We start from the raw sequence: 25,528 nt of genomic DNA, 5'->3' as shown, positions 1-25,528 counted from the left end.
TTTTCTTGAGTCCGATCGACCTAAGTGCATCGTCCGCAATCGCCGCTAAACCTGTTCCGGTGGCAATATCTAGAACAAGCTTGCCCGATCGCACTTTTGCCAATTCTACTAACCGAGTTGCAGCCTGTTTGTGAAATTCCTTCTCGTAGTCGGGCGGTTGTTGAAGTCATTGAGAATCTGCCGTTTGTAGGCACTTAACGAGTCAGTCATGCCGAATTACTGGTTTAACTTTCTACATTGTGACAGTTATGGTCGATCGCGACTCTCGTCGCAGGTGACATCAGCCGGCAATCTCTACAATGCCCGCAAATGTATGCAAAACCGCTACTGAGTATCAACTCTCCGGCAACAAACACCCGCCCAACTGGGATCGCGAAGCTGTAATCCGCTACAATCTGTGTTTGGTAAAGAATTTTTACAAGTTCACAGCCCATTACAGCCTTTGCGGCTTGTACTACCCAACCTGCCTGAAAATATGGATTTTGCTACTCTTGCTGCCCAGCTAAATGCTGGAACTATCTTGCCAGAGGGAATTGTCATCATCACCCTCTTGGTGGTTCTCGTCGGCGATTTAATCGTAGGCCGCAGTTCCTCGGGTTGGACTCCCTACGTTGCCGTTGCGGGTTTGTTGGCCGCCGTCGCTGCCTTGTGTTTGCAGTGGGATAACACGGATACCATCTCGTTTCTGGGCGGTTTTAACAGCGATGCCTTGAGTTTAGTGTTTCGCGGAATTATCGCTTTGAGTACGGCTGTCACTATTTTGATATCCGTCCGCTATGTACTGCAAACGGGTACTGCTTTAGCGGAATTTATCGGCATTTTGCTGACCGCTACTTTGGGGGGAATGTTCCTCAGCGGCGCTGATGAATTGGTGATGATTTTTATTTCGTTGGAAACTCTGAGTATCTCGTCTTATTTGCTGACGGGTTACACAAAACGCGACCCGCGTTCCAATGAAGCTGCTTTGAAATATTTGTTAATTGGGTCGTCTTCTTCGGCGGTGTTTCTCTACGGGCTTTCGCTGCTGTACGGGTTGTCTGGCGGCGAAACTAAGCTGAGTACGATCGCGGCTAACCTTTCTACTGTGGATGAAGGTCAATCTCTCGGTTTGGTGATTGCTTTGGTTTTTGCGATCGCCGGCATTGCCTTCAAAATCTCTGCGGTTCCCTTCCACCAATGGACTCCTGACGTTTACGAAGGTTCTCCTACACCGGTTGTTGCCTTCCTTTCTGTCGGTTCCAAAGCAGCCGGTTTTGCCCTAGCAATCCGCTTGTTAACAAGTGCTTTCCCCGCACTTACCGAACAGTGGCACTTCGTATTCACGGCCTTAGCCATTCTCAGCATGGTGTTGGGAAATGTGGTTGCCCTCGCCCAGACTAGCATGAAGCGGCTTTTGGCTTATTCGTCGATCGCCCAAGCCGGTTTTGTAATGCTGGGTTTGATTGCAGGAACAGAAGCCGGTTACTCCAGCATGATATTTTATATGTTGGTTTACCTGTTTATGAACTTGGGTGCTTTCGCCTGCATAATCCTGTTCTCGCTGCGGACTGGAACCGACCAAATTAGCGAATACTCGGGTTTGTACCAAAAAGACCCGCTGTTAACTTTAGCCTTAAGTATTTGCCTGCTTTCTCTCGGTGGAATTCCGCCCCTGGCTGGATTTTTCGGCAAAATCTATCTGTTCTGGGCCGGCTGGCAAGCAGGACTTTACGGCTTAGTTATTCTGGGATTAATTACCAGCGTAGTTTCGATTTACTACTACATCCGCGTTGTCAAGATGATGGTAGTAAAAGAACCTCAAGAAATGTCAGACGCGGTAAAAAATTATCCCGAAGTTCGTTGGAACCTTCAGGGAATGCGGCCTTTGCAAGTCAGCGTTGTACTCACCTTGGTTGCGACAACATTGGCGGGAATTTTGTCTAACCCTTTGTTTAATTTGGCTAATGATGCTATTACCAAAACTCCCATCTTGCAGTCGGCATTGAGTCATGTGCAACCTGTTGCGGGTGCGAAAATTGAATCGAATTTGGTGTCTCGCCGGGATTAATTTTTCCTGGTTTTGAAATAGTGGAAAACGCCTGACTCTTTGAAGTTGGGCGTTTCTTTTTTGTTGTGATATACTGTTAATTATGATTTTTAACCGCAGATGTAGGCAGATTAACGCAGATTAACGCAGATAAAAGTTAGTACAGAGGCAATAATGTTAGTACAAAGTAAGGAAAAGTTTTATACTCCAGATGAGTACCGGGAGTTAGAGGAAACTGCTGAGTTTAGAAATGAATACCGCGATGGAAAAATTGTACAAATGAGTGGTGGCAGTATTAATCACAGCCAGATAATCGGTAATATTTATGCGTTCTTAAAATCTGCTTTGCGGGGAAAGAATGCCAGACCATTTATGAGCGATTTGCGGTTGTGGATTCCTCGGTATCGACGCGGGACTTATCCAGATGTGATGGTAGTTGAAGGAGAATTAGTTTGCACAGAGGGACGGAAAGATGAAATACTCAATCCTGTGCTGATTGTGGAAGTGCTTTCTAAGTCTACCAAGGATTTCGATCGGGAGGATAAGTTTCGGTTTTATCGATCGATCCCTGAATTCCGTGAATATGTGTTAGTCAATCAATCTGAGTTTTTAGTCGCACAATATATTAAAACCGAATCAAATGAATGGTTGTTTCGGGAATATGAGGGAGAATCAGCAATAGTTTCCTTCGCTTCAGTGGAAGTGCAAATGTCGATGCTCGATATTTATGAGCTGGTTGTATTGGAAACCCAGGAAACAGAAGTACAAGAATAAAATTAATGCTATTGGGGGATGCGAATATCAAGAGACTCGACTGCTGAATCAAATTTATTCAGTAGTAATCGAGATTGTTACCAAGAAGTCGGGGATTTCGTTGGTTTGCACGTGAGTTTCCAAATTTAAATTAAGAGTAAAAATAGATGAATGTAATTTGGTTACTATTAAAAGCTTCTTGGTTAAATGTTTCCATCGCCATACTCACAGGCTTAATCAGCGGCGGTTGCAGCGCTATGTTAATTTCCCTAATTAATCGGGCAATTAGCGACAATTCCAATGGTAATTTAGTCTGGTATTTTGCGGGATTAGCAATCTTGGCTCTTTTGAGTGGCTTTGTATCCCAATTTTTATTAATTTATCTCTCTCAAGAAGCTGTTTATAATTTGCGTCTGAGTTTGAGCCGTGGCATTTTGTCTACTCCTTTGCGGAATTTGGAAGAGTTGGGCGCTAACCGCTTGCTGGCAACTCTGACAGATGATGTGGGAACGCTTTCTAATACTATATTTTTGATTCCTTTTCTTTGTGTTGATCTCGCCGTTGTCGTGGGCTGCTTAACTTATTTAAGCACGATTTCGGGTACGGTTTTTGTTGTTGTCTTTTGTTTTTTGGTGCTGATGATTGGCACGGTGCAGTTGTTGCTCAGCAAAATGCGGAAATTCTTCGATTTAGCCAGAGAAGAACAAGATACATTATTTAAGCATTTTCGCAGTATTACTGATGGGATTAAGGAACTTAAACTGCATTCGTTGCGCCGCCAAGAGTTTTTTACTGAACAATTGCAGGTGAGTGCTGATGCTTCCCGCGATTATAACGTGACTGCTTTGAATACTGGCGCAGTTGCGATTGGAGTCGGTCAGTTGCTGTTTTTTATGCTGATGGGTTTGCTGCTGTTTGCTTTGCCGAAATTTGTGCCAGTTTCTACACCTGTTTTGTCAGCTTATATTCTGACAAGTACCTATTTGATGTCTCCATTTCAGAATATTTTGCAAAGGTTGCCGGCAATTTTTCGTGCTAATACTTCGGTGGAGAAGATAGAGAGAATGGGATTGGCTTTGGCGAGTCAAGCTGAGATAAATTCAACGGTTAAACCGTTTCCAACTGCTGAGTGGGAGACGCTGGAGTTAAATCGAGTAATTCACAGCTATCCGGGAGAAAAAGAAGACAGCAATTTTATTTTGGGCGAGCTTAATTTGAAGTTTCATCCGGGTCAATTAGTGTTTATAATTGGCGGTAACGGCAGCGGTAAGTCAACTCTCGCTAAGCTAATCACTGGTTTGTACATTCCTGAATCGGGAAAAATTATCTTAGATGGCCAGCCAATTACTGATGAAAATCGAGAGTGGTACAGGCAGAATTTTTCTGCGATTTTCTCGGATTTCTATCTGTTTGAAAGGCTTTTGGGGATGACTAATCACGATTTGGACAAGCAGGCGGCTGAATATTTGCGAGAGTTTCATTTGGAGAATAAAGTTCAGGTGAAAGACGGAGTTTTGTCAACTACGGCTTTGTCTCAGGGACAGCGAAAGCGGCTGGCTTTGCTGACTGCGTATTTGGAAGATAGACCCATTTATTTGTTTGATGAATGGGCTTCGGATCAAGACCCGTTTTTCCGCGATATTTTTTACAAGCAGTTGCTACCGGAGTTGAAGCGGCGGGGGAAAACGGTGTTTGTGATTAGTCACGATGACCGCTATTTTGATTTAGCCGATCGCGCAATTAAACTAGATTACGGTAAAGTAGAGTATGACAGATCAAATGGATAAGTACCGAATTGTCGAAACTTTGACCGAAAGCCAGGTTTCCGACTTGATGGATTTGTACAAAAACGAGTTTTGGAGCGACAAGCGGACGCGGGAAGATGTTGTGAAAATGCTGGCTTCTACTGATGTTATCATTGGTTTTGTCGATGAGAGCGATCGACTAATTGGCATTACCCGCGTCATTACCGATTTCGTATACAGAGCCATGATTTTTGATGTGATTATCAAGCCGAGCCACAGAAAGATGGGAATGGGTGCGAAGTTGATGGATGCAGTTTTAACTCATCCCAAACTGCAAGCTGTCGAGCATTTTTATCTTAATTGTTTGCCGAACATGATGCCGTTTTACGAGCGTTGGGGTTTCTCGGATGATGTGGGCGAACTAAAGTTTTTGCGGCGCACAACAGGCTAAACTCAGCCCTTTAAAAGCCCCAATTTTTCTCGAATTACGTCTTCTTTGAAACCTACTAAAACAGCGGTTCCATCTTTAACGAAAAGAGGACGCTTGAGCAGCATCGCATCCTTAGCAAAAGCATCTACCCACTCTTCGCTAGTCCAATTTTTCTTGTCATCGTCCAAAGCGCGGTAAGATTGACCGGAAGTATTTCGCATGGGTTGAAAACCCAAAGCAGCTACCCAGCTTTGAATTGTTTCGCGAGTCGGCGGCTGTTCTTTGGTGTTAATGAACTCGTAATTAACCTCGCTATCTTTGAGCCACTGGAAAGCTTTTTTGCAGGTTCCGCAGTTCGGGATTCCGTAAACTTGAATTGACATAATAATGATGGTTGACTGTTGACTGTTTACTGCTGGCTAATAACAACTAACAACTGACAACTGACTAATGACTACTGACTAATCTAGCTTGTTGAACCCATTTTTGCACGCGATCGACTGAAGGAGTCAAGTCATTGCGCTGCATTGTCGCTACGTGCAGCCTTAAAACTTGTTGGTGCAATCTCTCCACGGGCATTTGAGCCAATTGAGCCGGAGAAGCAACGCCGGCGTGAAGTAACAGCCCGCAATACTGACACCCTACACTTGGAATTCGAGCCAAATTTGCCATCGCTACCCATTTATTAACATATTGAATGTTAATCTGTAATTGATTGGCTAGCAACACTTTCGCCGCTGGCGTTTTCGTCATGCGAATTAGTTGTCCGGTTGTGGTGATGCTGCACTCTTCCAGTTGAGATTGGTTTTCCTTGCTCAATCCCGGTAAGTGTGCGATCGGCCAATCGCGTACTTGCGCTGAAGTTTGAGGAGCTTTGTGAGAAATTTTCATGTTTTTTCAGTTAATTTTACTTATACTTTAAAGTCTAAAAGATCAAACCGTCAATATAGGCGATCGCTCATGTCACCCAATCAACAAAAACCAGACTAAGGAATTTGACTGATTGCGGGTGTTGTGACATTTCTGCTAATTGCCTACCAAGTAGCACTTTCAGCCTGGTTTTCCTGCCTGTGGATCAGGCTTCCTGCTTAACCAAATCATCCCCGCGATGACGACAAAAACTATAAAAAATACAGCCTATAAATGCTAGCACAAAAGAAGTTCCTGATGAAAATCTTCGCCAAACTGGCTGCCAAGTTTGCAGTCAGAATTTTAGTGCTTTAATGCTGAGAATGCAAAAACTTGTGGCTGACTGCAAACCCAACTCAAAATTATAGGTTTTTACCCATGACAATTACACAAGGTTATGATTTGTTAACTACTACTCTACACCAACGGCGGCAAAAACTGGCTCGTTTAATTAGTTTTCCGGTGATTTTATGGTCGGGGCGCAGCGTTCCTCGCAATTATCCGGCACTTACTTATCCCTTTCGTGCCAGCAGTCACTTTCTATATTTTGCTGGTTTGCCCTTAGAAAATGCTGCCATTCGCTTAGAATCGGGGAAATTAGAATTGTTCTTAGATGACGCACCTGCTAGCAGCACGCTTTGGCACGGAGAAATGCCGAAAAGAGCAGAAATTGCCGAACTAATTGGGGCTGATGGTGCTTTCCCAATGGCCGAATTGAAAGCACGATCAACCAATACAGCAACGATCGCCGTTCAGGATTCTTGGACTCAGTTGCAACAGTCTCAAATTCTCGATCGCCCTCTGGCACCGCCCAACTCGCCAACCGGAATCGACCTAGAATTAACTCAGGCGATCGTATCTCTGCGCCTGAGCCACGATGCAGCCAGTTTGGCTGAATTGCGTCAAGCTGCGACTGTTACTGTAGAAGCTCACAAAGCCGGAATGGCGGCAACTCGAAATGCTCAAATTGAAGCAGGGGTGCGCGCTGCAATGGAAAGTGTCATCATCTCCAAAAATATGACCTATGCCTATCCTAGTATCGTGACGGTGCATGGAGAAGTGCTGCACAGCGAACATTATCACAATTCCCTACAAACCGGAGATTTGTTGTTAGCAGATGTCGGTGCGGAAACATCAACGGGATGGGCGGCTGATGTGACGCGCACTTGGCCAGTTTCTGGCAAGTTTTCTCCGACTCAAAGAGCGATTTATGATGTAGTTTTAGCAGCGCACGATGCTTGTATTGATTACATTAGTCCGGGCGTGGAATATCAAGACATTCATCTATTAGCTGCTCGAATTATGGCGGAAGGATTGGTTGATTTAGGTATTTTGCGGGGCAATGTTGAAGATTTGGTAGAAATGGATGCTCACGCGCTATTTTTTGTCCACGGAATCGGACATTTAATCGGTTTGGATGTTCACGATATGGAAGATTTAGGAGATTTAGCTGGCTATCAAGAAGGAAGAACGAGAAGCAGTCGGTTTGGGTTGGGATTTTTGCGCTTGAATCGAGTTTTGCGTCCCGGAATGCTGGTATCGATCGAACCGGGATTTTATCAAGTGCCGGCCATCTTAAATAACCCAGAAAACCGCGCCAAATATGAAGATTTTGTTAAGTGGGAGGAGTTGGAAAAATTTGCCGATGTGCGGGGGATACGCATAGAAGATGATATACTTGTCATCGATGAGGGTAGAGAAGTATTGACAGGCAAATTGCCCACAAAAGCTCCGGAGATTGAGGAGTTAGTTGCGGTAAATACGTAAGTAGAGCCTAGCTCGATCGCACATACGCAGTTCCATCAGGGGTGAAAAAAAATAAATAAAGATGAAAAAAGGTTGGCAAAAAAGTCTTTTGATATTAGTTAAAAAAGTGTTCTCGCAAGTTAGAAAACTCCCAGCACTAATACTTCCACGCAGTGTTCGTAAACCTATATCCTCGCGGCCGCCGATGCAAGCTGCACCTTTGCCGAGCAACGAAGAACAGAGGCTAGAAGCACTTCATCGCTACGACATTCTAGATACAGAGGCAGAAGCAGCTTTTGATGATCTAACAGCTTTAGCATCTTATATTTGCGGCACTCCTATTGCTTTAGTAAGCTTAATAGATTCTAACAGACAGTGGTTTAAATCAAAAGTCGGTCTGGAAGCACCCGAAACTCCGAGAGAGTCAGCTTTTTGCGCCCACGCTATTTTAAATCCCAACCAATTGCTAGTTGTACCCAATGCTTTAGATGACGATCGCTTTGCCGCCAATCCGCTAGTAACTTCCAATCCAAATATTCGGTTTTATGCTGGCGCGCCGCTAGTAACTCCTGACGGTTATCCGATCGGCACTTTGTGCGCGATAGATACAATCCCTCGTAATCTCAGCCCACAACAGCTAGAAGCGCTGCGGACTTTAGGACGGCAAATTATCAACCACATGGAGTTGCGAATCAATCTGACTAAATTAAAGCGGGCACAGATCAGGAACAAACAAGTAGAAGAAAAACTCCGTTCTACCGACGAGCAAATTGTCAATTTTTTAGAAGGAATGAGCGATGCTTTTTTTGCTTTCGACACCCAGTGGCGATTTACTTACGTCAATTACAAAGGATCACAATTTTTGAAGCGATCGCAGGAAGAACTTTATGGTAAAAATTTTTGGGAAGAGTTTCCCGAGTTCGCAAATTCGGATTTTTATAAAGAGTATCATGAAGCTGTAGCTAAACAAATTGGAGTGGCTTTTGAAAAATATTATCGCCCCTTAAAAGTGTGGTTGGAAGTCCGGGTTTTTCCTTCTCACGACGGCATTTCTGTGTTTTTTCACGACATAACCAAGCGCAGGCAGATGGAATCTGCACTCAGGAAAGAACAGAAAAAAACTGAAAGTTTACTGCTAAATATTTTGCCAGAACCTATCGCCCACAGGTTGAAGCATAAACCGGGGGTGATTGCTGACAAGTTTGAAAAAGCAACAATTCTTTTTGCTGACTTGGTGAATTTTACCCAAATTTCTACTACCATGTCCGCCACTAAATTAGTATACTTACTGAATGAAATTTTCTCAGCTTTTGACCAACTGAGTGAGAAGCACGGCTTAGAAAAAATCAAGACGATCGGGGATGCTTACATGGTAGCAGCCGGTATTCCCATTGAACGTCCAGACCACGCAGAGGCGATCGCCGAAATGGCGCTGGATATGCTAGCAGCAATTAAGGAATTAAATGTGAAGCTAGATGCGAAATTTGACCTTCGCATCGGGATTAATAGCGGCCCGGTGGTAGCGGGGGTAATCGGGACTAAAAAATTCATTTACGATTTGTGGGGAAATGCCGTGAATACAGCCAGCCGCATGGAATCTCACGGCATAACAGGTCGCATTCAAGTCAGCCACTATACTTATGAGTTGCTCCACGATAAATATGAATTTGAAGATCGTGGCGAGATCGAGATTAAAGGTAAAGGGGAAATGCAGACTTATTTGCTGACGGGTAGAAAAATAGCAAGCGAGCTCAAAATCTCAGAGTAAATAAAACTAAGACTTGAAAGTACCTGATTGTTGAGGGAAACTCCGGAGGCTGCGATTAATCGCCTCGAAGGCGCGATCGCCCTGTGGCAGAACGGCTGCTGCAGATCAACCAAATAAGATTATGCTATAGACAGAGATATCGGAGCAATCCTAGGCGCGGTACTCGACGTTATAAAAATACTAAGTTGAAGTCGTCGGAGCCTTTAATAATGGTTCAATTTCATATTCAAACAGATAGCGATATTCCAGCATCCACCCAACTATTCAATCAAATCAGGTTTGCGATCGCCTCGCGACAATTTCCGCCCGGACACCGCTTGCCCAGCACCAGACAGCTAGCCATGCAGACGGGTTTGCACCGCAACACCATCAGCAAAGTATACCGCCAGCTCGAAAATACCGGACTCGTAGAAGCCCAAGCAGGATCGGGCATTTACGTCCGCGCTCAAGGCAACGAAGTTGTAGGCAACAAACACAAATCTCCGATCCTCGAAGAATATCCCCTTGCCAACAAAATAGTGCAAGGAAGTATCGATAAACTGCTGGAACAGGGCTGTACGCTCAACCAAGCGAGGGAATTATTTTTGGCCGAAATTGACTGGCGGCTCAGGTGCAGCGCCCGAGTGGTCGTCACAGCCCCCACAGAAGACATCGGCGTGGGTGAACTGATGGCGAAAGAACTCGAACAAGCTCTTCGCATTCCCATACAGTTAGTGCCGATGGAACAGCTAGGTACTTTTTTGGATCAAATCTCTTCGGGAACTGTGATCACGAGCCGGTATTTTATCGGAGAAGCAGAATCGATTTCGGCACCGCGTTCGGTGCGAGTTATTCCCGTAGACATTTACGACTACAGCCAGGAAATCCAGCTAGTCGGGGGTTTGCCGAAAGACAGTTATTTGGGTCTCGTTAGCCTGAGTCCGGGAATGCTGCGATCGACCGAAGTCATCATCCACAGCATCCGGGGAGAGGATTTGCTGGTGATGACGGCCTTGGTGTCAGACGAGTACAAGATTAACTCGATCGTGCGATCTGCCAGAACAATTTTTTGCGACCAACCGAGTTTTGCTACAGTTAAAGCTGCAATCAATGCGGCTAGAGAAGATATTATTCGTCCCCCGCAACTGATATGCTCCGAAAATTACATCGGCTCTAAGTCGATTAATTTGCTCAAGCGCGAGTTGGGCTTGGGATGACGAAGGAAGAAGGAAGAAGGCAGAAGGCAGAGGGAAGAAGGAAGAAGGAAGAAGGAAGAAAAACAATTCAACTTTTTTAAGTTACTAATCCCAATGCCCAATGCCCCAATCCCAATGCCCAATGCCCAATGCCCAATGCCCAATTACCGATTACCAATTACCCATTAGAATTATCCATGACAATTGAAATCCAACCTTCAATTAATGTTAAAACGGCGATCGAAAGCCGCCGGGCCGCGCGCAGCTTCAAACCCGATCCGATTCCCCCAGCAATATTGGCAGAGATTTTGCGGTTGGGAGTGCGATCGCCCTCTGGTTACAACTTGCAGCCTTGGCGGTTTATCGTACTTCAAGACTCAGCCAGCAAAGAAAAATTAAAAGCTTGCGCCTTTGATCAGCGCCAAGTGGTAGAAGCCCCAGTAGTATTAATCTGTTGTGGCGATCGACGCGCCGCCAGGCCCGAAAACACCGAAGCTGTCATCGAATTGGGCAAAGCCACAGGGGCAATGAATGACAATTTAGCCGGTTATATGCGACAAGCAATCCCGCAATTGTTCGAGAACCGTCCCTGCTTCGACTCCCTAGAAGCTTGGACAAACAGACATACAATGCTCGCAGTAGCCCACTTAATGATTGCAGCTAAAAGTTTTGGGGTAGACAGTTGTCCGATGGAAGGTTTTGTCAGCGCTAAGGTGAAAGAAGTTTTTCAAATTCCCGAAGAAGTAGATGTTTGCTGTTTGCTGCCGCTTGGTTATGCAGCAGAACCTTTCAAACAATATGGCGGACGTTTTGACGTGACTCAAGTTTATTACAGCGAAAGTTATGGACAGGCTTTGCAAGCTGAGATTTGAGAGTTAAGATTTTGTTGCAACTTGAATTTTAAGAGTTAAGATTTGGAATGAATCGGTGCCCTAGTTCAAACAAATCAAAAATCCCGACAGTTCGGCAATCTAAAATCAAAAATCCCCAATCTAAAATCGAAAGTGGTGATATCAGAGAGAGGAAAAAATATGACAGCAGCAACGCGACAAAGCAACGCACAAATTCTCGAAGTAAAATTGCAGCAACACTTGCAAGCAGCCGGATTTAAAAACTTACCGCTTTATATTAGTTGTGATTTTCGAGATGAATCTTTAACGGTTGTGGGAGAACACCCGCGCAGTTTAGTTCTCAAAGCCAAACCGACTTTTGCGGTGCTAGAAGCAGCAATTATCGAAATAGAACCAGAATCTATTCAACAGATTGGACTTTGCCTAAAAATTACCGGGCAAAAACAGCCTTATGCTTTCCATTCTTTTACCATGCACAACCCTGTTTTGTCAAGACCAAAAACAGTGCAGTTGTTCAAAAAAACCGAGAATACCCCCGCAGAAGAAACAGGGATAGTCTTAACAGAAAATGTTGCTCAGACGGCCGATGTAGAGGAGGAGATACCGTTAGAAACGGATGGGAAAGATGCGTGGGCTGAAGAATATTTCCCCAATTTGTCTGAGAGTTCCAGCAATTCCGATCCGATCGCCTTTAAAGTAGCTGCAATCCCGGCAGATATTGCAGACAATCCCTTCAATCCGCTGGATATGGAAGCGGTAGCAGTTGCCCAAAAACCCAAGCATTCACCGTTTGCGATGCTGGCTGCTGCAGGAATGGTCAGCATGGCGGCGCTAATTTTGGCAGGCGGTTATTATATGCTGAGCCGCCCCTGTGTTATCGGAGAATGTACAGCATTAGCTAATGCCAAACAGTTGAGCGATAATTCGACGAAGACGCTGAAAACGTCAAAAGTTGCCAACAGCCCCCAAGAAGCGCAGCGACAGTTAAAACAGGCGATCGCCCTTTTGGAACCGATTCCCTCTTGGTCAATTCATCGCGGTGAAGCTCAAAGCGCCCTGGAAAACTACCGAAAGCAAAATCAGAATTTAAACTCTGCGATCGATGCAGCGCGCCTCGCACAGTCAGCAGCCCAGAAAACCCAAAATCCGCCTTATTCTGCCGAAAACGGACAGGAAGCGCAAGCTCTGTGGCAAAGTGCGATCGCCGAACTCGGAGAAATCCCCACAGACAGCCCAGTTTATCCGTTTGCTCAGAGAAAGACAAAAGAATACGGGAAGAATTTAGCAACTGGAAATCGCCAGTTAAGCACAGAGAAAAAAGCCGAAAAAACGCTGCTCGCGGCCAAAAGTAGAGCCCAAATAGCAGAAGCTCGCGAAGCAGTAGCTCAGACAGCCGAGACTTGGGATCAAGTGCAATCAGGTTGGGAAGAATCCCTCGACATCCTATCAGAAATTCCCACGAGCACGACATCTTACCAACAAGCTAAACTGTTAGTTCCTAAATACGAAACCAAACTTTCAGAAGCTCGCGAGCGCAAAAATGTCGAAGGAATTTCGGAAAATGCCTATACTCAAGCTGTGACTTTAGCAGCGGAAGCTCAAATTTTTGAGGGCAAAAACGCCTGGTTTAAAGCATCAGAATCCTGGCGAAGAGCTTTGAGTTACGCGGAGCAAGTGCCGGCGGCAACTGCATATTCTCAGAAAGCCCAACCGCTGATCGCTTCCTACAAAACTTCATTGCAGCAAGCAGAAGTAAGGTTACAGGAAGAAAGGAACCTACAAAAAGCCCGCACTGATTTAGATAGAACTTGTAAAGGCAACCCCAAGATTTGCGACTATACTGTTAGCAAAGATTTGATTGCGGTACAGATGACTCCTAATTACGTGCAGAAACTGCAACAAACTTTCATTCAAGCAAACAACAACAATGCTGTGAAGTCTCGCCAAGCTGTAGAAAAGCACGTTCAAACGTTGCAAAAAGCTTTGGAGGCGATCGCCGAAAACGCCAAAATCCCGATGCAGGTGTACGATGGCGAAGGCAAGCGGATTGGGAGCCACGAACCGAAATAGTTGTATTTGTAGGGTGCGTGAGGGCGAAAAATTTGTCAGAACGATCGCAATATTTACACTCACGCATCGCCAGCAATTTCATCCGCAGTCAATCCCGCTTGAAAAACTTGTTGCGCCGTCAAATTTAACTCTGGAAAAGTTGGCGACTCAATCCTATCATTTCCCCGAAACAAACTCACCTCATACTCGCCGTCAACCAACTGATAAACCGATATCGTTGGTTGCTTGGGATTGCCAATAAACCTGCGACCCCCCAAACCGAGATAATCTACAATCCAGTATTCAGGAATCCCGATTAGTTCGTATTCGCCGACCTTCCTGATGTAGTCATTTTGCCAATTCGTGCTAACGACTTCAACAACAAGCGGAATTGATGCGCCTTGAGTCACAGTTGAGAACTTTTGCCACAGAGGTTCTGATGCTAAATTGGGGCGATTTAATATCAGAATATCTGGAGAATAAGCAGAGTCATTTTCGAGGTTTTTAACTAATGCTTGTTTGGGGAAAATGTACGGAAGTTTTAGCCTTCTAGACTCAGCGTTTAATTCTGAACCTAAAAAACTGATAACTTCTTCATGCTCTCCTAATGGCTGTGACATTTCAACAATCTCTCCATTGTGCAGTTCATAACGTGCATTTTCGGGCTTCCATTCCGCAAATTCTTCAAAAGTTAGCGGTTTACTTGCTATTTGAATCATGGCTATTCTCCTTAGTGATGACTGGGGCGGGCTATTCGGCTCACCCCACAAGATAACTCACTCTGTGTGGAACAGGCCGGAAAGCCTGTTCAATAAAATAAGGCTAAATGCAAGTTCCTACCTACATTATATTACCCATTGTCAATGCCCAATGCCCAATTACCAATGCCCAATTACCAATTCTTAATTACCAATTCTTAATTACCATTTTATCAATTGTGCATCTTGATTAAAAAACTTCCGGGACAATCCCTCAGTCAACAGCAGAGTTGCGATTACAGTTGCCAGCGCTAACACAAACATAATCAAAATCTGGTAAGATGCTGCATTGAGAGGACTGATACCGCTCAGCATTTGACCTGTCATCATTCCGGGTAAAGTCACGATTCCTACCACCGTCATTGTATTTAAGAGCGGGATTAATCCAGCTTTGATCGCATCTTTGCGGTACTGCTTTACTGCTTGCTGCGGCGTCGAACCTAAACTTAAATGGGTTTCTATTTCTAACTGGCTGCTATTAACTGTACTGACAAGTCTTTCGCCCGCGATCGCCCCGGAGTTCATAGCATTGCCCAAAATCATACCCGCTAAGGGAATCAGGTATTGCGGTTCGTACCAAGGGTCAGGTTGCAAAATTAGCAAGTTTGTATAGGCGAGAGTCAAGGCCGTACTGATAAAAATTGAACCCCAAACTAAGGGCAGTAAGTTCTTGATTTTTTTGCTGATGCGGTTGCTGGCAACCATGCTAGCTGTTGTCAGCATGATTGCTAAAACTGCTAAAACCAGCCAAGGATTTTTCCCCTCCGGGTCAAATACGACTGCGAGCACGTATCCGACTAAGATTAGCTGGATCAGGGTGCGCCCTGCGGCGATCGCGATCGCCCCCTCCAATCCCAATCCCTGCCACGCCGAAAGCCCGATCGCGATCGCCACCATCCCCAAAGCCCAACCCAAATCTGTAAAATCTAGCTCAATTAACTCCGGCATACCCTTTTGATAATGTGATTGTTTGCCTGTCCAAATATAAGATATTGCAATAAAGGTTTCTGAGAAACAGTTTTGCTGCAAGAATTTGCTTTGATAATGCTTGAAATTTGTGGTGTGAAGAGTGAATAATGTTCCCCCCCTCGACTTAACCCGCCAATACGCGCAGATTGGCGACGAGATAACCGCTGCGGTGCAAAAAGTGCTTGCCTCTGGCGGCTACGTAGGCGGCCCAGCCGTGAAGAGTTTTGAACGAGAGTTCGCCGACTACACGGGAGTTTCCGAGTGCGTGGGCTGTAACTCTGGCACGGATGCGCTGATTTTGGCTTTGCGTGCTCTCAAAATTGGCCCCGGCGATGAAGTGATTACCACTCCTTTTACCTTTTTTGCTTCGGCTGAGACAATTAGCGCCGTCGGTGCAACTCCAGTATTTGTCGATATTGACAGCGAGACTTTTAATCTGGATGTCGAGCTCCTCGAAGCGGCAATTACCGACAAAACCAAGGCAATTATGCCAGTGCACATCTTCGGCCAACCGGTAGACATGACTCGGTTGATGGAAATTGCGACTCGACACAATTTAGCCGTAATTGAAGATTGCGCCCAATCTGTCGGGGCCGAGTGGCAGTCTCGAAAAGTCGGCAGCATCGGCCATGTCGGCTGCTTTAGTTTTTATCCGACCAAAAATTTAGGCGCTTGCGGTGACGGTGGCGCGGTGACGACAAATGATCCAGCCCTCGCAGCTTCGATGCGAGTGCTCAAAGAACACGGACAGTCTTCTAGATATTTCTACGAAGAAATCGGGTACAACAGCCGTTTAGATGCCCTGCAAGCGGTGATTCTCAGCATTAAATTGCGGTATCTCGACAGTTGGAACGCGCAGCGGCAGGAGAAAGCGGCACTTTACAGCGAATTTCTCTCCCGCGTGCCCGGAGTTGCCGTCCCCAAAGAATTGCCGGAAGCAAAAGGAGTTTGGAATCAATACACGATCCGGCTGACAAGTCCAGAAGAGGCGCAAAATTCCTCTGGCGATTTTCGAGATTGGATGCGGGATCAGTTGCAGGAAGCTGGCATCGGTTCGATGGTTTACTATCCGTTACCTTTGCACCTGCAACCTGTTTACAAATCTTTGGGTTATCTTGTCGGTCAGTTGCCAAAGGCTGAGCAAGTTTGTCGCGAAGTCTTGTCTTTGCCGATGTTCCCGGAACTGTCGAGGGATCAACAAGAGCGGACGATTTATGGGCTGAAAGATTGCTTGGCAAAGGCCGATCGCATCCGGTAGCTTTGGCGCGATGGCATCAGCGAGGGAAATGCAGGAGGAGAAAAGAATTGCAGGGTTGCAGTGTTGTGAGAATGTGCAGCGGTCAGGGAGAGCCGTTAAGTATTTTGACCGATCACTTGTACTTTTATGTACTATATTTAATGAAAAGAAACAAATTTAGGCTAGCAATCCGCCTCGAACGGGTGCATTTTCCGCTCGCCTAAAACTTGCAGTGCGATCGGTCAATGATGAAGAAGGAAGAAGGAAGAGGGAAGAGGGAAGAACGAAGAAGGAAGAACGAAGAACGAAGAATAAATAATATTTGAACTTTCGACTTCCATCCCCGATGCCCGATGCCCGATGCCCGATGCCCGATGCCCGATGCCCAATTCTCAATTTAACCTGTAATTTTCAGAAGATAAGAGGAAAATAAACGAGTGCCTCAGTATCAATTCACTCAGGCTAGACGCTACGATCCACAAGCGATCGCTCAGTATTACCGCAACCGTCCTTGGAAAGCAATTTGGCGCGCAATTACCGTTATTTGGTCTTTTGCGGGCTTCGTGCTGGGGATGCTGTGGGACAGTTGGCAGCACGAAGTCGCAGCACACCAGCCGGAACGGGCCGCCCACCTGCGACAAATACTCACTCGCTTGGGCCCCACTTTCATTAAAGTCGGCCAAGCCCTTTCTACCAGACCGGATTTGATCCGCAAAGACTTTCTCGAAGAATTGATCAAACTTCAGGATCAATTGCCGCCGTTTGACTCGGTGCGCGCTTTCGAGATTATTGAAGCGGAACTCGATCGCAAAATTAGCGAAACCTATAGCGAAATCTCTCCCGAACCTGTCGCCGCGGCAAGTCTCGGTCAAGTCTACCGAGCTCGCCTCCTCACCGGGGAAGCAGTAGCAGTCAAGGTTCAGCGACCGAATTTGCTGCCAGTTTTGAGCCTGGATCTTTATTTAATGCGCTGGGCCGCTGGATGGTTGGGCCCCTTGTTGCCGCTGAATCTCGGTCACGACCTTTGTTTAATAGTCGATGAATTCGGTATCAAATTGTTCGAGGAAATTGATTATATCAATGAAGGACGCAACGCCGAGAAATTTGCGACAAATTTTGCCGATGACCCGACAGTAAAAGTTCCGAGTATTTACTGGCGTTATACTTCAAATTGCGTTCTCACTCTCGAATGGATTGACGGCATCAAGCTGACAGATATGGCAAGTGTTAAAGCCGCAGGTTTGGATACCGATAGTTTAATTGAAGTCGGAGTCCGCAGCGGTTTGCGGCAGTTGCTGGAACACGGATTTTTTCATGCTGACCCCCATCCGGGAAATCTGTTTGCCTTAGCGGACGGCCGCATGGCTTACATTGATTTTGGGATGATGGATCAGATGGAAGAAACAACTAAAGAAACTTTGGTTGATTCTGTGGTTCACTTGATCAACAAAGATTACTTACAATTAGCCAAGGATTTTGTCAAACTGGGCTTTTTGACACCAGATACAGATATTATGCCGATCGTTCCGGCGTTGGAATCTGTATTAGGTGATATCGTCGGCGAAAAGGTGTCAGATTTTAACTTTAAGACGATTACAGACCAGTTTTCGGAGTTGATGTACGATTATCCTTTCCGGGTGCCGGCGAAATTTGCCTTAATTATTCGCTCTCTGGTGACAGAAGAAGGTTTGGCCCTGACGCTGAATCCCGATTTCAAGATAGTCGATGTGGCGTATCCTTATGTAGCGCGGCGTTTGTTGAACGGAGAATCTCCGGCACTGCGGCGGCGACTGATTGAGGTATTATTCAAAGATGGCAAATTCCAGTGGAACAGGTTAGAGGACATGATCGCGATCGCCCGATCCGATCGTAGTTTCGACTTGCTCCCCACAGCACAACTAGGCTTGCAATTTTTGCTGTCAGAGGAAGGGTCGTTTTTGAGACGCCAGCTAATGTTAGCTTTGATTGAGGACGATCGAATCCACACCGAAGAAGTTCGCAGTCTGTGGAACTTAGTCAAGGAAGACTTGCAGCCCAGTCGCCTGTTCAACGTTGCTCTAGGCGCTTTGACGGATTTTTCCACAGCAGGAGCAGCGGCGCTAACTCGGTTTTAATTAGAAGGAAGAAGGAAGAGGGAAGAAGGAAGAAGGAAGAGGGAAGAAGAAAGAAAAATAATTCTACTTTTGCCGATTCCCAATTCCCAATTCTCAATTACCTACTCCCAATTTCCAATTACCCAAATTACCCAAATTAAGGAATTATTCGTGTATTATTTTCCAGAACCTCCCTATTTTTTAATGTCGGCTGGACTGCTAGCAGGGATGGCCTCCGGTGTAGCATTTGAAGCAACTCTCAAACAATCCGTACAACAGTGGTCTAAAAATCGTTCTACTCGCACCTTGGCTAACCTGCCAAGGCTACAATTGGTCATACCTTTTCTGGGAATGGCTGGCGGTATTTGCGTATTTTTAGCTTCTGGAATGGAGATTTTTGGCTTCCCAAAACTACTTTCTTATGCCCTAGCTTTGCCACTGACGGTACTCACAGGTTGGCTAGTTTGGACTCAGTTGGGTAAGCTTTTGATCGAGTTAGAACGCGGAGGTTCCCAAGCGCTGGATTTAGATTCTTTTGAACAATGAAAGGTTAACTATCAACCTCTTTTTATCTGAAGGAAGGGGGTTGATAGTTCTCTAAGATTATCCTATTTGATGTTTTTTGAAACGCAGAGGAAGAGAAAGAGAAAGAAGAATAGGACAACTTATGCAATAATTTCTGTAAAATTTTTAAAATCTAAAATCTAAAATCTAAAATCTAAAATCTAATGAGTATTGTTATTGTTACGGGTGCGGCGGGATTTATTGGCTCTAACTTAGTAGAAACTCTTTTAAATAGAGGGGACACGGTTATCGGTGTTGATGAGTTCAACGATTATTACGATCCGGCTCTCAAGCGCAAGAATATTGCACGATTTGAAAAGTATCCGGGTTTTGAATTGGTGGAAGGCGATATTTTGTCTCTAAATTGGCGAGGTCTTTTATCCGATGTTAAGGTAATATTTCATCAGGCGGCGCAAGCCGGAGTTCGTGCTAGCTGGGGCGATGGTTTTCGCAGTTATACCGAACGCAATATTAACAGCACCCAAGTATTGTTAGAAGCTGCAAAAGATGCGCCAAAATTGCAAAAGTTTGTCTATGCTTCTTCTTCTTCTATTTACGGTAATGCTGAATCTTTTCCCACGAATGAAAATGCTTGTCCGCACCCGGTTTCTCCCTACGGAATTACGAAATTAGCCGGTGAACGTTTGTGCGGGCTTTATTACAAAAATTTTGGTCTTCCGACTACTTCGCTGCGCTATTTTACTGTTTACGGGCCTAGACAGCGCCCCGATATGGCTTTTCACAAGTTTTTTAAGTCGATTTTGTTTGATGAGGCGATTTCAATTTTCGGCGACGGATTGCAAACGCGGGATTTTACGTTTATCAGCGATTGCGTTGCGGCGAACTTAGCAGCGGCTGAGGTTCCAGAATCTGCGGGAGAAGTTTTTAATATTGGTGGGGGAAGTCGGGTAGTTTTGAGAGAAGTTATTGATACAATAGAGAGAATTGTCGATCGACCTATTCGGATAGATTTTACTGAAGCTGCGAGGGGAGACGCCCGACACACTAGCGCTGATGTGTCTAAAGCCAAGAAAATCTTAGGTTATCAGCCGCAGGTTGCTTTAGAAGAAGGCTTAAGGCGCGAATGGGAGTGGATTCAGTCTTTGTACAGTTAGATGCTATCTATCCCAGAAATTCCGCAGCTTAAATTGAAAGTTGTTAACTTTTTGACTTCCCCAAGTTTTGAGATTTCTCCCCAAGCGAACCAACAAATTTGGAGGCGCGAGTTTTGGCTGTGTTTCCGGCGAATTCAAATAGCGATAGTGGAGAAATACGTCTCGGTAGGGAATCTCAACATCTTCGCCAGCACACAATCGAGTAAACTTTGCAGCCGAAATACTCATGTAGTGCAAATAAGTAAGCCGCCGTCCTTTATCATATAAAACATTATCTATCACATCAAATTGAGAAGACCAATGATTTCCCGTTACCTGTTCGGGTTGAGCATATGCAAAGTTGTAAAAAGAGATTTTGCTGCGGGCGACTAAATAGTTAAGTAAAGATTGGTCAGATGCACTCAAACACATAATTTCCGCTTCTCCTGATGTTAAGTTATCTAACAGTTGGACTGAATTTTCTCTATTAAATATTTCTTTTTTGGAAGCAAACAAACCTGTACAAAAAGTATGAGAGGGCAGTTGGTCAATATTGAAAATATGTGGCAATTTCTCTGAGGACAAGTCAAATACATAGTTGAGGTCTGATTTGTATTGAAAATCGTTTGCTACCCAATCAACTCGATCGAGTTTTTGATAAATATAATCCAGACAACCCATTAACAGAGTGTCCGCGTCAAAATATACAAATTTGTCAAAAGGCCCGTCAAAACAGCATAATTTTCGATGCCTGGTCAAACAGTGAACTGATTTCAAACCTTGAGCTTGCCAAACTTTTTGAGCTTTGGCGTGAGATGTCCAAGCTTGAGTTGCAAACTCTTCCCAGAAATGAATTGAATCGGTGTTGTCAAAGAGGGTGACATTAGGACGAATTGCAATTTCTCCTCGCACTTTTTTAAGTCTATCATCATAGGGAATGATACAAACGGGAATATCTTTTGCCCCATTGACTTCGAGACTGTTTAACAAAGCGACTAAGTGGTCGAAAACCACATCGTTTGCTAGTATATAAATACCATTAGTCATAATTTTTAAGTTTTTTAAATCCTTTACCAAATATTCCGGTAGGGTGTGTTGGGCGCTGGGGAATGATCTCGGCTTTATCGAATTTATCGACTATCAAAACAGCAGCCAATGCACCTAAATTCTCGCGCAAGGTGCGTTAGCCCCTGGCAGATATCTCGGCTTTATCAAATATTATAACAGCGCCCAACACACGATAAAATATCGCATATTATAACAGCGCTCAACACACCATGCAAAGAGCGAAATATTTTTTGCACTAAATTTGGTTGTTCCTCATTGAGATAACGATAATGTTTCCAAAGTTTCCAATAAGGGCTGCCCGATTTAATCGGGATTCCAGCCCAGTGAATATATTTTAACCTTTTGCCTTTGTCATAAAGAACATAATTTATTTCCTGAAAATGCTGGGAACCAGCCCAGCTTCCCGGTTCGGTTGCTGAATCTTTAACAAGATTGCAGCGCTTGGGAATCAGTTTGAGAATGATATAATTTAGTATAGGTTGGTCTGTGACATTTTGACTAAAGTCAAAATATTCTCGATGCTGCGAACATTCTCGCAAAATCTCATACATTTGCGCTTCTGTAATAGTTCCTTTTTTAGAAGCCCAAAAACCGCTGTTAAATACATCTTGAAGCTGTGATTTGGTAAAGATATTTTGTTCTTTTACAGCGGGTGAAAATACATTTCGCAGTTTTTCGCTGAGGTGGTGGTAGTCGCAGCAAAAAAAGTCTACTTCTGATAGTTTGTTAAGGTTGGCTGCGATGTCTTCAAAGACGATGATATCGGTATCGATGTACAGAAATTCGTCAAGCGGGCCAAACCAGGTGGCGAGTTTTCGCATTTTGTTGGGGAGGGCTAAAAAGTTGCGATCGAACATTTGGCCAATTTCTCTGGTAAACTGTTCGACAAACTCCAGATTTGGGAACAATTGCACCCCGTGGAGACTGCTGAGTGCGGCTGCGACTTGCTGATAATTGTCGTCGAAGGGAATCAGAAAAATTGGTACTTGACAATTATACAGACGTATGCTGTTTAAAAGGGCGATCGCACTTTCGATCACCTTATCATTCGCAACAATATAAATACCGCGACTCATACATTTATCCTCAACCTTCTCAATACCCTTTTTAACAAATTCGGCGCACAAACCTCAGTATAAGACTTTGGCGCTTGGGCAAAAATCGGACGCTTGGACGGTTCGCGGAGATAGCGGTAATGCAGGAACAAATCGCGATAGGGAAACTCAATATTTTCCCCTGCACAAACTCTCCGAATTAAATCCGGCGGCACACCAATATAATGAATGTAAGTAAGTCGGTTTCCCTTGTCGTACAAAATCTGATCTTGCTCTTCAAAATGTTTAGAAGTGACGCTGCACCCGGTTTTTTCGCCATCCGGGAGGCTGTAAGCAAAATTATAGCTATTCATCCCCGTTTTCATCACCATATAATTGAGCAACGGCTGTTCTCCCGCACCTTCATAGAGAATTTCCGCCTCGCCAGATTGCAGATGAGCTAACAGCCATTCCCTAGTATTTTGCTCAAACAATCCTTGCTTGCTGGCGTAAAATCCCGAACAAAATATTTCCGAGTCGATCCGATTTTTCTCAAAAACTTCTAGGAGTTTTGGCGACTGAATATTGTATACTTTAGTTGGGTCGCGAAATTGAAAATCATAAACCACAAAATCCGATTCCTCTAACTTCTGAAAAACCGCATCTAGGGAATTCATCACCAAAGTATCCGCATCCATATAGATAAACTTTTCAAACGGGCCGTCGAAAGCGCAAAAGCGCCGGTGTGCGCCGTAAAGCCGGAATTTTTTGCGGTTCAAACGCTCTGGTGCGGCTGCTTGCATGAATTTATCCCATCGCTGAATAGATGCGCTATCTTCATAAATAAAGACGTTGGGATGGTTAGCAATTTTAGCTTGGATTTGCTCTATTTGGTCGTCAAAAGGATAAATACAGACCGGAGTATTTGAGCCTAATATAATTTCAATACTGTTGAGTAAAGCAATTAATTGGTCGTAAACTTTATCGTTGGCTAGCGTGCAAATTCCATTCATATATAGTTGCTCAATTATATCGGGTCCGCTCGCTCAATCACGATTTAAAGCTTTCAAATAAAAGCCTATCGACCTCCGGCAAAAATGACAAGACATAAAAATCATCGCCGGATACTACAAACCAAAAACCAGAGACTACGTTAAAACACAAGCCACGCGAAAACCAACATCTATAGCCCGGAAGCTAGCCGAATATCTAAGACGAGTGGCACTGCGGCAATATACCGCAGAATATTCCCAGGAACCGCCACGCTGGATACGTTTATCATTTGCGCTAGTTTCCCAAGAACTTCCGTCAGTTGGTGCGCCGTTATAGTTTTCGTGCCAGGTATCGCTGCACCACTCCCAAACATTGCCGTGCATATCGTACAGTCCAAAGGCATTGGGGGTAAAACTCCCGACATCCGTTGTTTCTCGCCTGCGATTGTAAGAGTCTGTGGGGGGAGCGTTTGCGTAGGCAGGGTATTTGTCATGGTTGACTAATTCTATGGTAATGGTTTCCCCAAAATGAAATGGCCCTGTTGTACCCCCACGACAGGCGTATTCCCATTCTGCTTCACTCAGGAGGCGATATTTGTTGCGGGTTTTTTCTGAGAGTTTGTCGCAGAATTTGACGGCATCTTGCCACGACACACCTATTACAGGACGTTTTTCACCTTTGACAACCGATGGATTTTTTTCCATCACTGCTCGCCACTGTGCTTCGGTTATGGGATACTTACCTGCAAAAAAAGGGGGTACTTTTACTTGATGCTGCGGACTTTCCCTATCTTTTCTACCTTCTTCTGTTTCTGGCGAACCCATCATAAATGTGCCGCCGGGAATCGATACCATTTCGAGCACAACTGAGTTCCCTAAGTCTTCAGGGAAGAAGCGAGCAAAGAACTGACTGCGGCTGTTTTCATTTCCTGTAGCATCGACTGCGATAACATCAAATTCAAAAGAGCTACGTAAATGTTGTTGAATCTTCTCCTCATCTCTATTCCTCAGCAGCGAATAGGCAGCAAACTTCACCGCCATTGATTCATCTTGCAGTGCCCCAATTATTAAATCTAAGCCAGGTTCTCCATATTTCAGTGCTTCCGACAGTGCGGTGATTCTGACTTCGACAATCGGTGAAGCTAACCGACTCTTAACACCAGGAACCCCGCCTAAGACAGTCGCACCAAATGGCACTTGAGATTGGGCACCGAGTACGGCATCGTATTCTCTGGGTTGATTTTGGTTTTCTGTCATTGCGCTATTTCCTGAGATACAAACTTAGACAGCCAATTGAGCAAGTTCAATTCGTGGAGAATGATTTGTCTGGCTTCGGCAATTTTCTCCCTTGCTTCATGCCAATAATCCGCATTAGCCACAACCTCTTTAATAAATTCTACTCCTTTCTCATCCAAGCTCGGCAGTCGCAGAAAACTCCCCGCCGGCAACAACTTATCCGCCGCCGAACCGCCGTAATAAATTGGCAAACACCAAGCTAATAAAGCATCCCAAAGCTTCTCGCTGACATACCAATCGTTTTCTGCATAATTTTCAATAGCTAAGTTGTAATAGTAGGGTGCGACGGCGTGCCATTTATTGTTCATAGTGCCGTTTCCGCGCGCCCAAGTTGGCAAGTTTCGTCCGTAAAGGTCAAAATCCAATTCTTGCGATCGCAGCAATTTGATAAAATCTAATCTCTGGCGGTGATTGGCGGTGCGGCTAACACCTGAAGTAATCCAAGAACAGGATTTATTTTTCGGCGGCGCAGGCATTTCATCGAGTTCTCGAAACGAGTTAGAGTGATACCAAATCGCGGGCATATAATCGGGTTTGGGTGCGAAATCGTCGGGCCCGGAAATGTAACCGCAATAAAGTTTGGCTTGTTCGTAGTTGGCTTTGGTAATCTCAATTACTTCTGGTAATGGTGGCTCGCGGATCAGGTAAATTATGCGTTCCTTGGGGACACCGCGCAATTTTTCTAGAACGTCATTTTCTGGATTTTGATGCCTGTAGCGACGTATTTTATCGAGCCACGATTGCTTTTTGGGCGGTTGGGGAAAGTCGAATTGATACATGAGTAAAAAGTCTGGTTCTGGGTGGTTGGCGAGCATTTGAATGTTGTCCCATTTGCCGAAGTTGTGGGGGGTTTGTTGCCACAGCCAGTCGCTTTGGTTCATGCCTGGGTAGGTGGTGATTGTGCCGATGATTTTTGGGTTCATATCTAATAATAAATCTGGTTTTTGCGTGTGGGCGGGGCGGGTTTATGA

The 25,528-nt window shown here is 44.9% G+C and carries 23 protein-coding genes; 14 read left to right on the top strand and 9 right to left on the bottom strand.

What is annotated here, in order from left to right:
* Positions 1 to 24: 24 nt before the first annotated feature.
* The 5 genes from QUA25_RS21035 to QUA25_RS21015 all read left to right on the top strand — a co-directional run bounded on the left by QUA25_RS21035 (position 25) and on the right by QUA25_RS21015 (position 4,975).
* Complete coding sequence (locus tag QUA25_RS21035) at positions 25 to 198, top strand: hypothetical protein (RefSeq protein ID WP_333041061.1); 174 nt, start codon at positions 25 to 27, stop codon at positions 196 to 198.
* 277 nt (positions 199 to 475) lie between these two features.
* Positions 476 to 2,047 carry an NAD(P)H-quinone oxidoreductase subunit N gene (locus QUA25_RS21030; RefSeq protein ID WP_333041060.1) on the top strand — a complete coding sequence of 524 codons (1,572 nt, stop codon included), beginning with the start codon at positions 476 to 478 and terminating at the stop codon, positions 2,045 to 2,047.
* A 153-nt stretch (positions 2,048 to 2,200) separates the two neighbouring features.
* Positions 2,201 to 2,800 (top strand): Uma2 family endonuclease, encoded by a 600-nt coding sequence (locus tag QUA25_RS21025; protein WP_333041059.1) that lies wholly within the window; start codon positions 2,201 to 2,203, stop codon positions 2,798 to 2,800.
* Between the two features lie 146 nt (positions 2,801 to 2,946).
* Complete coding sequence (locus QUA25_RS21020) at positions 2,947 to 4,566, top strand: cyclic peptide export ABC transporter (RefSeq protein WP_333041058.1); 1,620 nt, start codon at positions 2,947 to 2,949, stop codon at positions 4,564 to 4,566.
* Positions 4,547 to 4,975, top strand: coding sequence for a GNAT family N-acetyltransferase (locus tag QUA25_RS21015; RefSeq protein WP_333041057.1), 429 nt, complete (start codon positions 4,547 to 4,549; stop codon positions 4,973 to 4,975). The genes QUA25_RS21020 and QUA25_RS21015 overlap by 20 nt, the downstream gene beginning before the upstream one ends.
* A gap of 2 nt (positions 4,976 to 4,977) precedes the next feature.
* Here QUA25_RS21015 and QUA25_RS21010 read toward each other — a convergent pair whose 3' ends face one another.
* Positions 4,978 to 5,337 (bottom strand): Spx/MgsR family RNA polymerase-binding regulatory protein, encoded by a 360-nt coding sequence (locus QUA25_RS21010; protein WP_333041056.1) that lies wholly within the window; start codon positions 5,335 to 5,337, stop codon positions 4,978 to 4,980.
* A 64-nt stretch (positions 5,338 to 5,401) separates the two neighbouring features.
* Entirely contained in the window at positions 5,402 to 5,845 is a 444-nt protein-coding gene (locus QUA25_RS21005) for a DUF4332 domain-containing protein (RefSeq protein WP_333041055.1), read from the bottom strand.
* A gap of 396 nt (positions 5,846 to 6,241) precedes the next feature.
* On the opposite strand from QUA25_RS21005, the gene QUA25_RS21000 reads away from it, so the two are divergent.
* The 5 genes from QUA25_RS21000 (at position 6,242) to QUA25_RS20980 (ending at position 13,473) form a co-directional block, all read left to right on the top strand.
* Positions 6,242 to 7,630, top strand: coding sequence for an aminopeptidase P family protein (locus tag QUA25_RS21000; RefSeq protein WP_333041054.1), 1,389 nt, complete (start codon positions 6,242 to 6,244; stop codon positions 7,628 to 7,630).
* A gap of 61 nt (positions 7,631 to 7,691) precedes the next feature.
* Positions 7,692 to 9,377 (top strand): adenylate/guanylate cyclase domain-containing protein, encoded by a 1,686-nt coding sequence (locus QUA25_RS20995; RefSeq protein ID WP_333041053.1) that lies wholly within the window; start codon positions 7,692 to 7,694, stop codon positions 9,375 to 9,377.
* 209 nt (positions 9,378 to 9,586) lie between these two features.
* Positions 9,587 to 10,573, top strand: coding sequence for a GntR family transcriptional regulator (locus QUA25_RS20990; RefSeq protein ID WP_333041052.1), 987 nt, complete (start codon positions 9,587 to 9,589; stop codon positions 10,571 to 10,573).
* 176 nt (positions 10,574 to 10,749) lie between these two features.
* Entirely contained in the window at positions 10,750 to 11,424 is a 675-nt protein-coding gene (locus QUA25_RS20985) for a nitroreductase family protein (RefSeq protein WP_333041050.1), read from the top strand.
* A 159-nt stretch (positions 11,425 to 11,583) separates the two neighbouring features.
* Entirely contained in the window at positions 11,584 to 13,473 is a 1,890-nt protein-coding gene (locus QUA25_RS20980; protein ID WP_333041049.1) for a hypothetical protein, read from the top strand.
* A gap of 59 nt (positions 13,474 to 13,532) precedes the next feature.
* Here the strand turns inward: QUA25_RS20980 and QUA25_RS20975 are convergent, their stop codons facing one another.
* On the bottom strand, positions 13,533 to 14,171 hold the full coding sequence (locus QUA25_RS20975) for a Uma2 family endonuclease (protein WP_333041047.1): 639 nt from the start codon (positions 14,169 to 14,171) through the stop codon (positions 13,533 to 13,535).
* Between the two features lie 201 nt (positions 14,172 to 14,372).
* The gene (locus QUA25_RS20970) at positions 14,373 to 15,158 is read right to left on the bottom strand and encodes an ABC transporter permease (protein ID WP_333041045.1); all 786 of its coding nucleotides are present in this window, start codon (positions 15,156 to 15,158) and stop codon (positions 14,373 to 14,375) included.
* A 121-nt stretch (positions 15,159 to 15,279) separates the two neighbouring features.
* Here QUA25_RS20970 and QUA25_RS20965 point away from each other — a divergent pair, with 121 nt between their 5' ends.
* The 4 genes from QUA25_RS20965 to QUA25_RS20950 all read left to right on the top strand — a co-directional run bounded on the left by QUA25_RS20965 (position 15,280) and on the right by QUA25_RS20950 (position 20,188).
* The gene (locus QUA25_RS20965; protein WP_333041043.1) at positions 15,280 to 16,437 is read left to right on the top strand and encodes a DegT/DnrJ/EryC1/StrS family aminotransferase; all 1,158 of its coding nucleotides are present in this window, start codon (positions 15,280 to 15,282) and stop codon (positions 16,435 to 16,437) included.
* A gap of 416 nt (positions 16,438 to 16,853) precedes the next feature.
* On the top strand, positions 16,854 to 18,530 hold the full coding sequence (locus QUA25_RS20960; RefSeq protein WP_333041042.1) for an AarF/ABC1/UbiB kinase family protein: 1,677 nt from the start codon (positions 16,854 to 16,856) through the stop codon (positions 18,528 to 18,530).
* A gap of 150 nt (positions 18,531 to 18,680) precedes the next feature.
* Entirely contained in the window at positions 18,681 to 19,055 is a 375-nt protein-coding gene (locus QUA25_RS20955) for a hypothetical protein (protein ID WP_333041041.1), read from the top strand.
* A gap of 182 nt (positions 19,056 to 19,237) precedes the next feature.
* Positions 19,238 to 20,188: an NAD-dependent epimerase/dehydratase family protein gene (locus QUA25_RS20950; RefSeq protein WP_333041039.1), complete on the top strand. Its 951-nt coding sequence runs from the start codon at positions 19,238 to 19,240 to the stop codon at positions 20,186 to 20,188.
* Between the two features lie 3 nt (positions 20,189 to 20,191).
* Here the strand turns inward: QUA25_RS20950 and QUA25_RS20945 are convergent, their stop codons facing one another.
* From QUA25_RS20945 to QUA25_RS20925, 5 genes are all read right to left on the bottom strand, one after another.
* Positions 20,192 to 21,214: an Npun_R2821/Npun_R2822 family protein gene (locus tag QUA25_RS20945; protein ID WP_333041038.1), complete on the bottom strand. Its 1,023-nt coding sequence runs from the start codon at positions 21,212 to 21,214 to the stop codon at positions 20,192 to 20,194.
* Positions 21,215 to 21,378: 164 nt separating this feature from the next.
* Positions 21,379 to 22,311 carry an Npun_R2821/Npun_R2822 family protein gene (locus QUA25_RS20940; RefSeq protein WP_333041037.1) on the bottom strand — a complete coding sequence of 311 codons (933 nt, stop codon included), beginning with the start codon at positions 22,309 to 22,311 and terminating at the stop codon, positions 21,379 to 21,381.
* Entirely contained in the window at positions 22,308 to 23,282 is a 975-nt protein-coding gene (locus QUA25_RS20935) for an Npun_R2821/Npun_R2822 family protein (RefSeq protein WP_333041036.1), read from the bottom strand. Before QUA25_RS20935 ends, QUA25_RS20940 begins: the two co-directional genes overlap by 4 nt.
* A gap of 135 nt (positions 23,283 to 23,417) precedes the next feature.
* Positions 23,418 to 24,518, bottom strand: coding sequence for a formylglycine-generating enzyme family protein (locus tag QUA25_RS20930; protein WP_333041035.1), 1,101 nt, complete (start codon positions 24,516 to 24,518; stop codon positions 23,418 to 23,420).
* A complete protein-coding gene (locus QUA25_RS20925; protein WP_333041034.1) occupies positions 24,515 to 25,480 on the bottom strand; it encodes a glycosyltransferase family 10 domain-containing protein in 966 nt (321 codons plus the stop codon). Before QUA25_RS20925 ends, QUA25_RS20930 begins: the two co-directional genes overlap by 4 nt.
* Between the last annotated feature and the right edge of the window lie 48 nt (positions 25,481 to 25,528).

It is taken from the genome of Microcoleus sp. Pol17C6, assembly GCF_036701145.1.
In the GTDB taxonomy this organism is placed as follows: Bacteria; Cyanobacteriota; Cyanobacteriia; order Cyanobacteriales; family Microcoleaceae; genus Microcoleus.
The sequence above is the reverse complement of the archived record's forward strand: the minus strand, read 5'-3'. Positions and strand labels throughout refer to the sequence as shown.

Excerpts from the sequence above, each read along its gene's own strand:
- QUA25_RS20935 (WP_333041036.1), bottom strand. The coding sequence starts at position 23,282 with ATGAATGGAATTTGCACGCTAGCCAACGATAAAGTTTACGACCAATTA.
- QUA25_RS20975 (WP_333041047.1), bottom strand. The coding sequence starts at position 14,171 with ATGATTCAAATAGCAAGTAAACCGCTAACTTTTGAAGAATTTGCGGAA.
- QUA25_RS20925 (WP_333041034.1), bottom strand. The coding sequence starts at position 25,480 with ATGAACCCAAAAATCATCGGCACAATCACCACCTACCCAGGCATGAAC.
- QUA25_RS20980 (WP_333041049.1), top strand. The coding sequence starts at position 11,584 with ATGACAGCAGCAACGCGACAAAGCAACGCACAAATTCTCGAAGTAAAA.
- QUA25_RS20940 (WP_333041037.1), bottom strand. The coding sequence starts at position 22,311 with ATGAGTCGCGGTATTTATATTGTTGCGAATGATAAGGTGATCGAAAGT.
- QUA25_RS21000 (WP_333041054.1), top strand. The coding sequence starts at position 6,242 with ATGACAATTACACAAGGTTATGATTTGTTAACTACTACTCTACACCAA.
- QUA25_RS21005 (WP_333041055.1), bottom strand. The coding sequence starts at position 5,845 with ATGAAAATTTCTCACAAAGCTCCTCAAACTTCAGCGCAAGTACGCGAT.
- QUA25_RS20995 (WP_333041053.1), top strand. The coding sequence starts at position 7,692 with ATGAAAAAAGGTTGGCAAAAAAGTCTTTTGATATTAGTTAAAAAAGTG.
- QUA25_RS20970 (WP_333041045.1), bottom strand. The coding sequence starts at position 15,158 with ATGCCGGAGTTAATTGAGCTAGATTTTACAGATTTGGGTTGGGCTTTG.
- QUA25_RS21030 (WP_333041060.1), top strand. The coding sequence starts at position 476 with ATGGATTTTGCTACTCTTGCTGCCCAGCTAAATGCTGGAACTATCTTG.
- QUA25_RS20945 (WP_333041038.1), bottom strand. The coding sequence starts at position 21,214 with ATGACTAATGGTATTTATATACTAGCAAACGATGTGGTTTTCGACCAC.
- QUA25_RS20985 (WP_333041050.1), top strand. The coding sequence starts at position 10,750 with ATGACAATTGAAATCCAACCTTCAATTAATGTTAAAACGGCGATCGAA.
- QUA25_RS20930 (WP_333041035.1), bottom strand. The coding sequence starts at position 24,518 with ATGACAGAAAACCAAAATCAACCCAGAGAATACGATGCCGTACTCGGT.
- QUA25_RS21025 (WP_333041059.1), top strand. The coding sequence starts at position 2,201 with ATGTTAGTACAAAGTAAGGAAAAGTTTTATACTCCAGATGAGTACCGG.
- QUA25_RS21010 (WP_333041056.1), bottom strand. The coding sequence starts at position 5,337 with ATGTCAATTCAAGTTTACGGAATCCCGAACTGCGGAACCTGCAAAAAA.
- QUA25_RS20950 (WP_333041039.1), top strand. The coding sequence starts at position 19,238 with ATGAGTATTGTTATTGTTACGGGTGCGGCGGGATTTATTGGCTCTAAC.
- QUA25_RS21015 (WP_333041057.1), top strand. The coding sequence starts at position 4,547 with ATGACAGATCAAATGGATAAGTACCGAATTGTCGAAACTTTGACCGAA.
- QUA25_RS21020 (WP_333041058.1), top strand. The coding sequence starts at position 2,947 with ATGAATGTAATTTGGTTACTATTAAAAGCTTCTTGGTTAAATGTTTCC.
- QUA25_RS20990 (WP_333041052.1), top strand. The coding sequence starts at position 9,587 with ATGGTTCAATTTCATATTCAAACAGATAGCGATATTCCAGCATCCACC.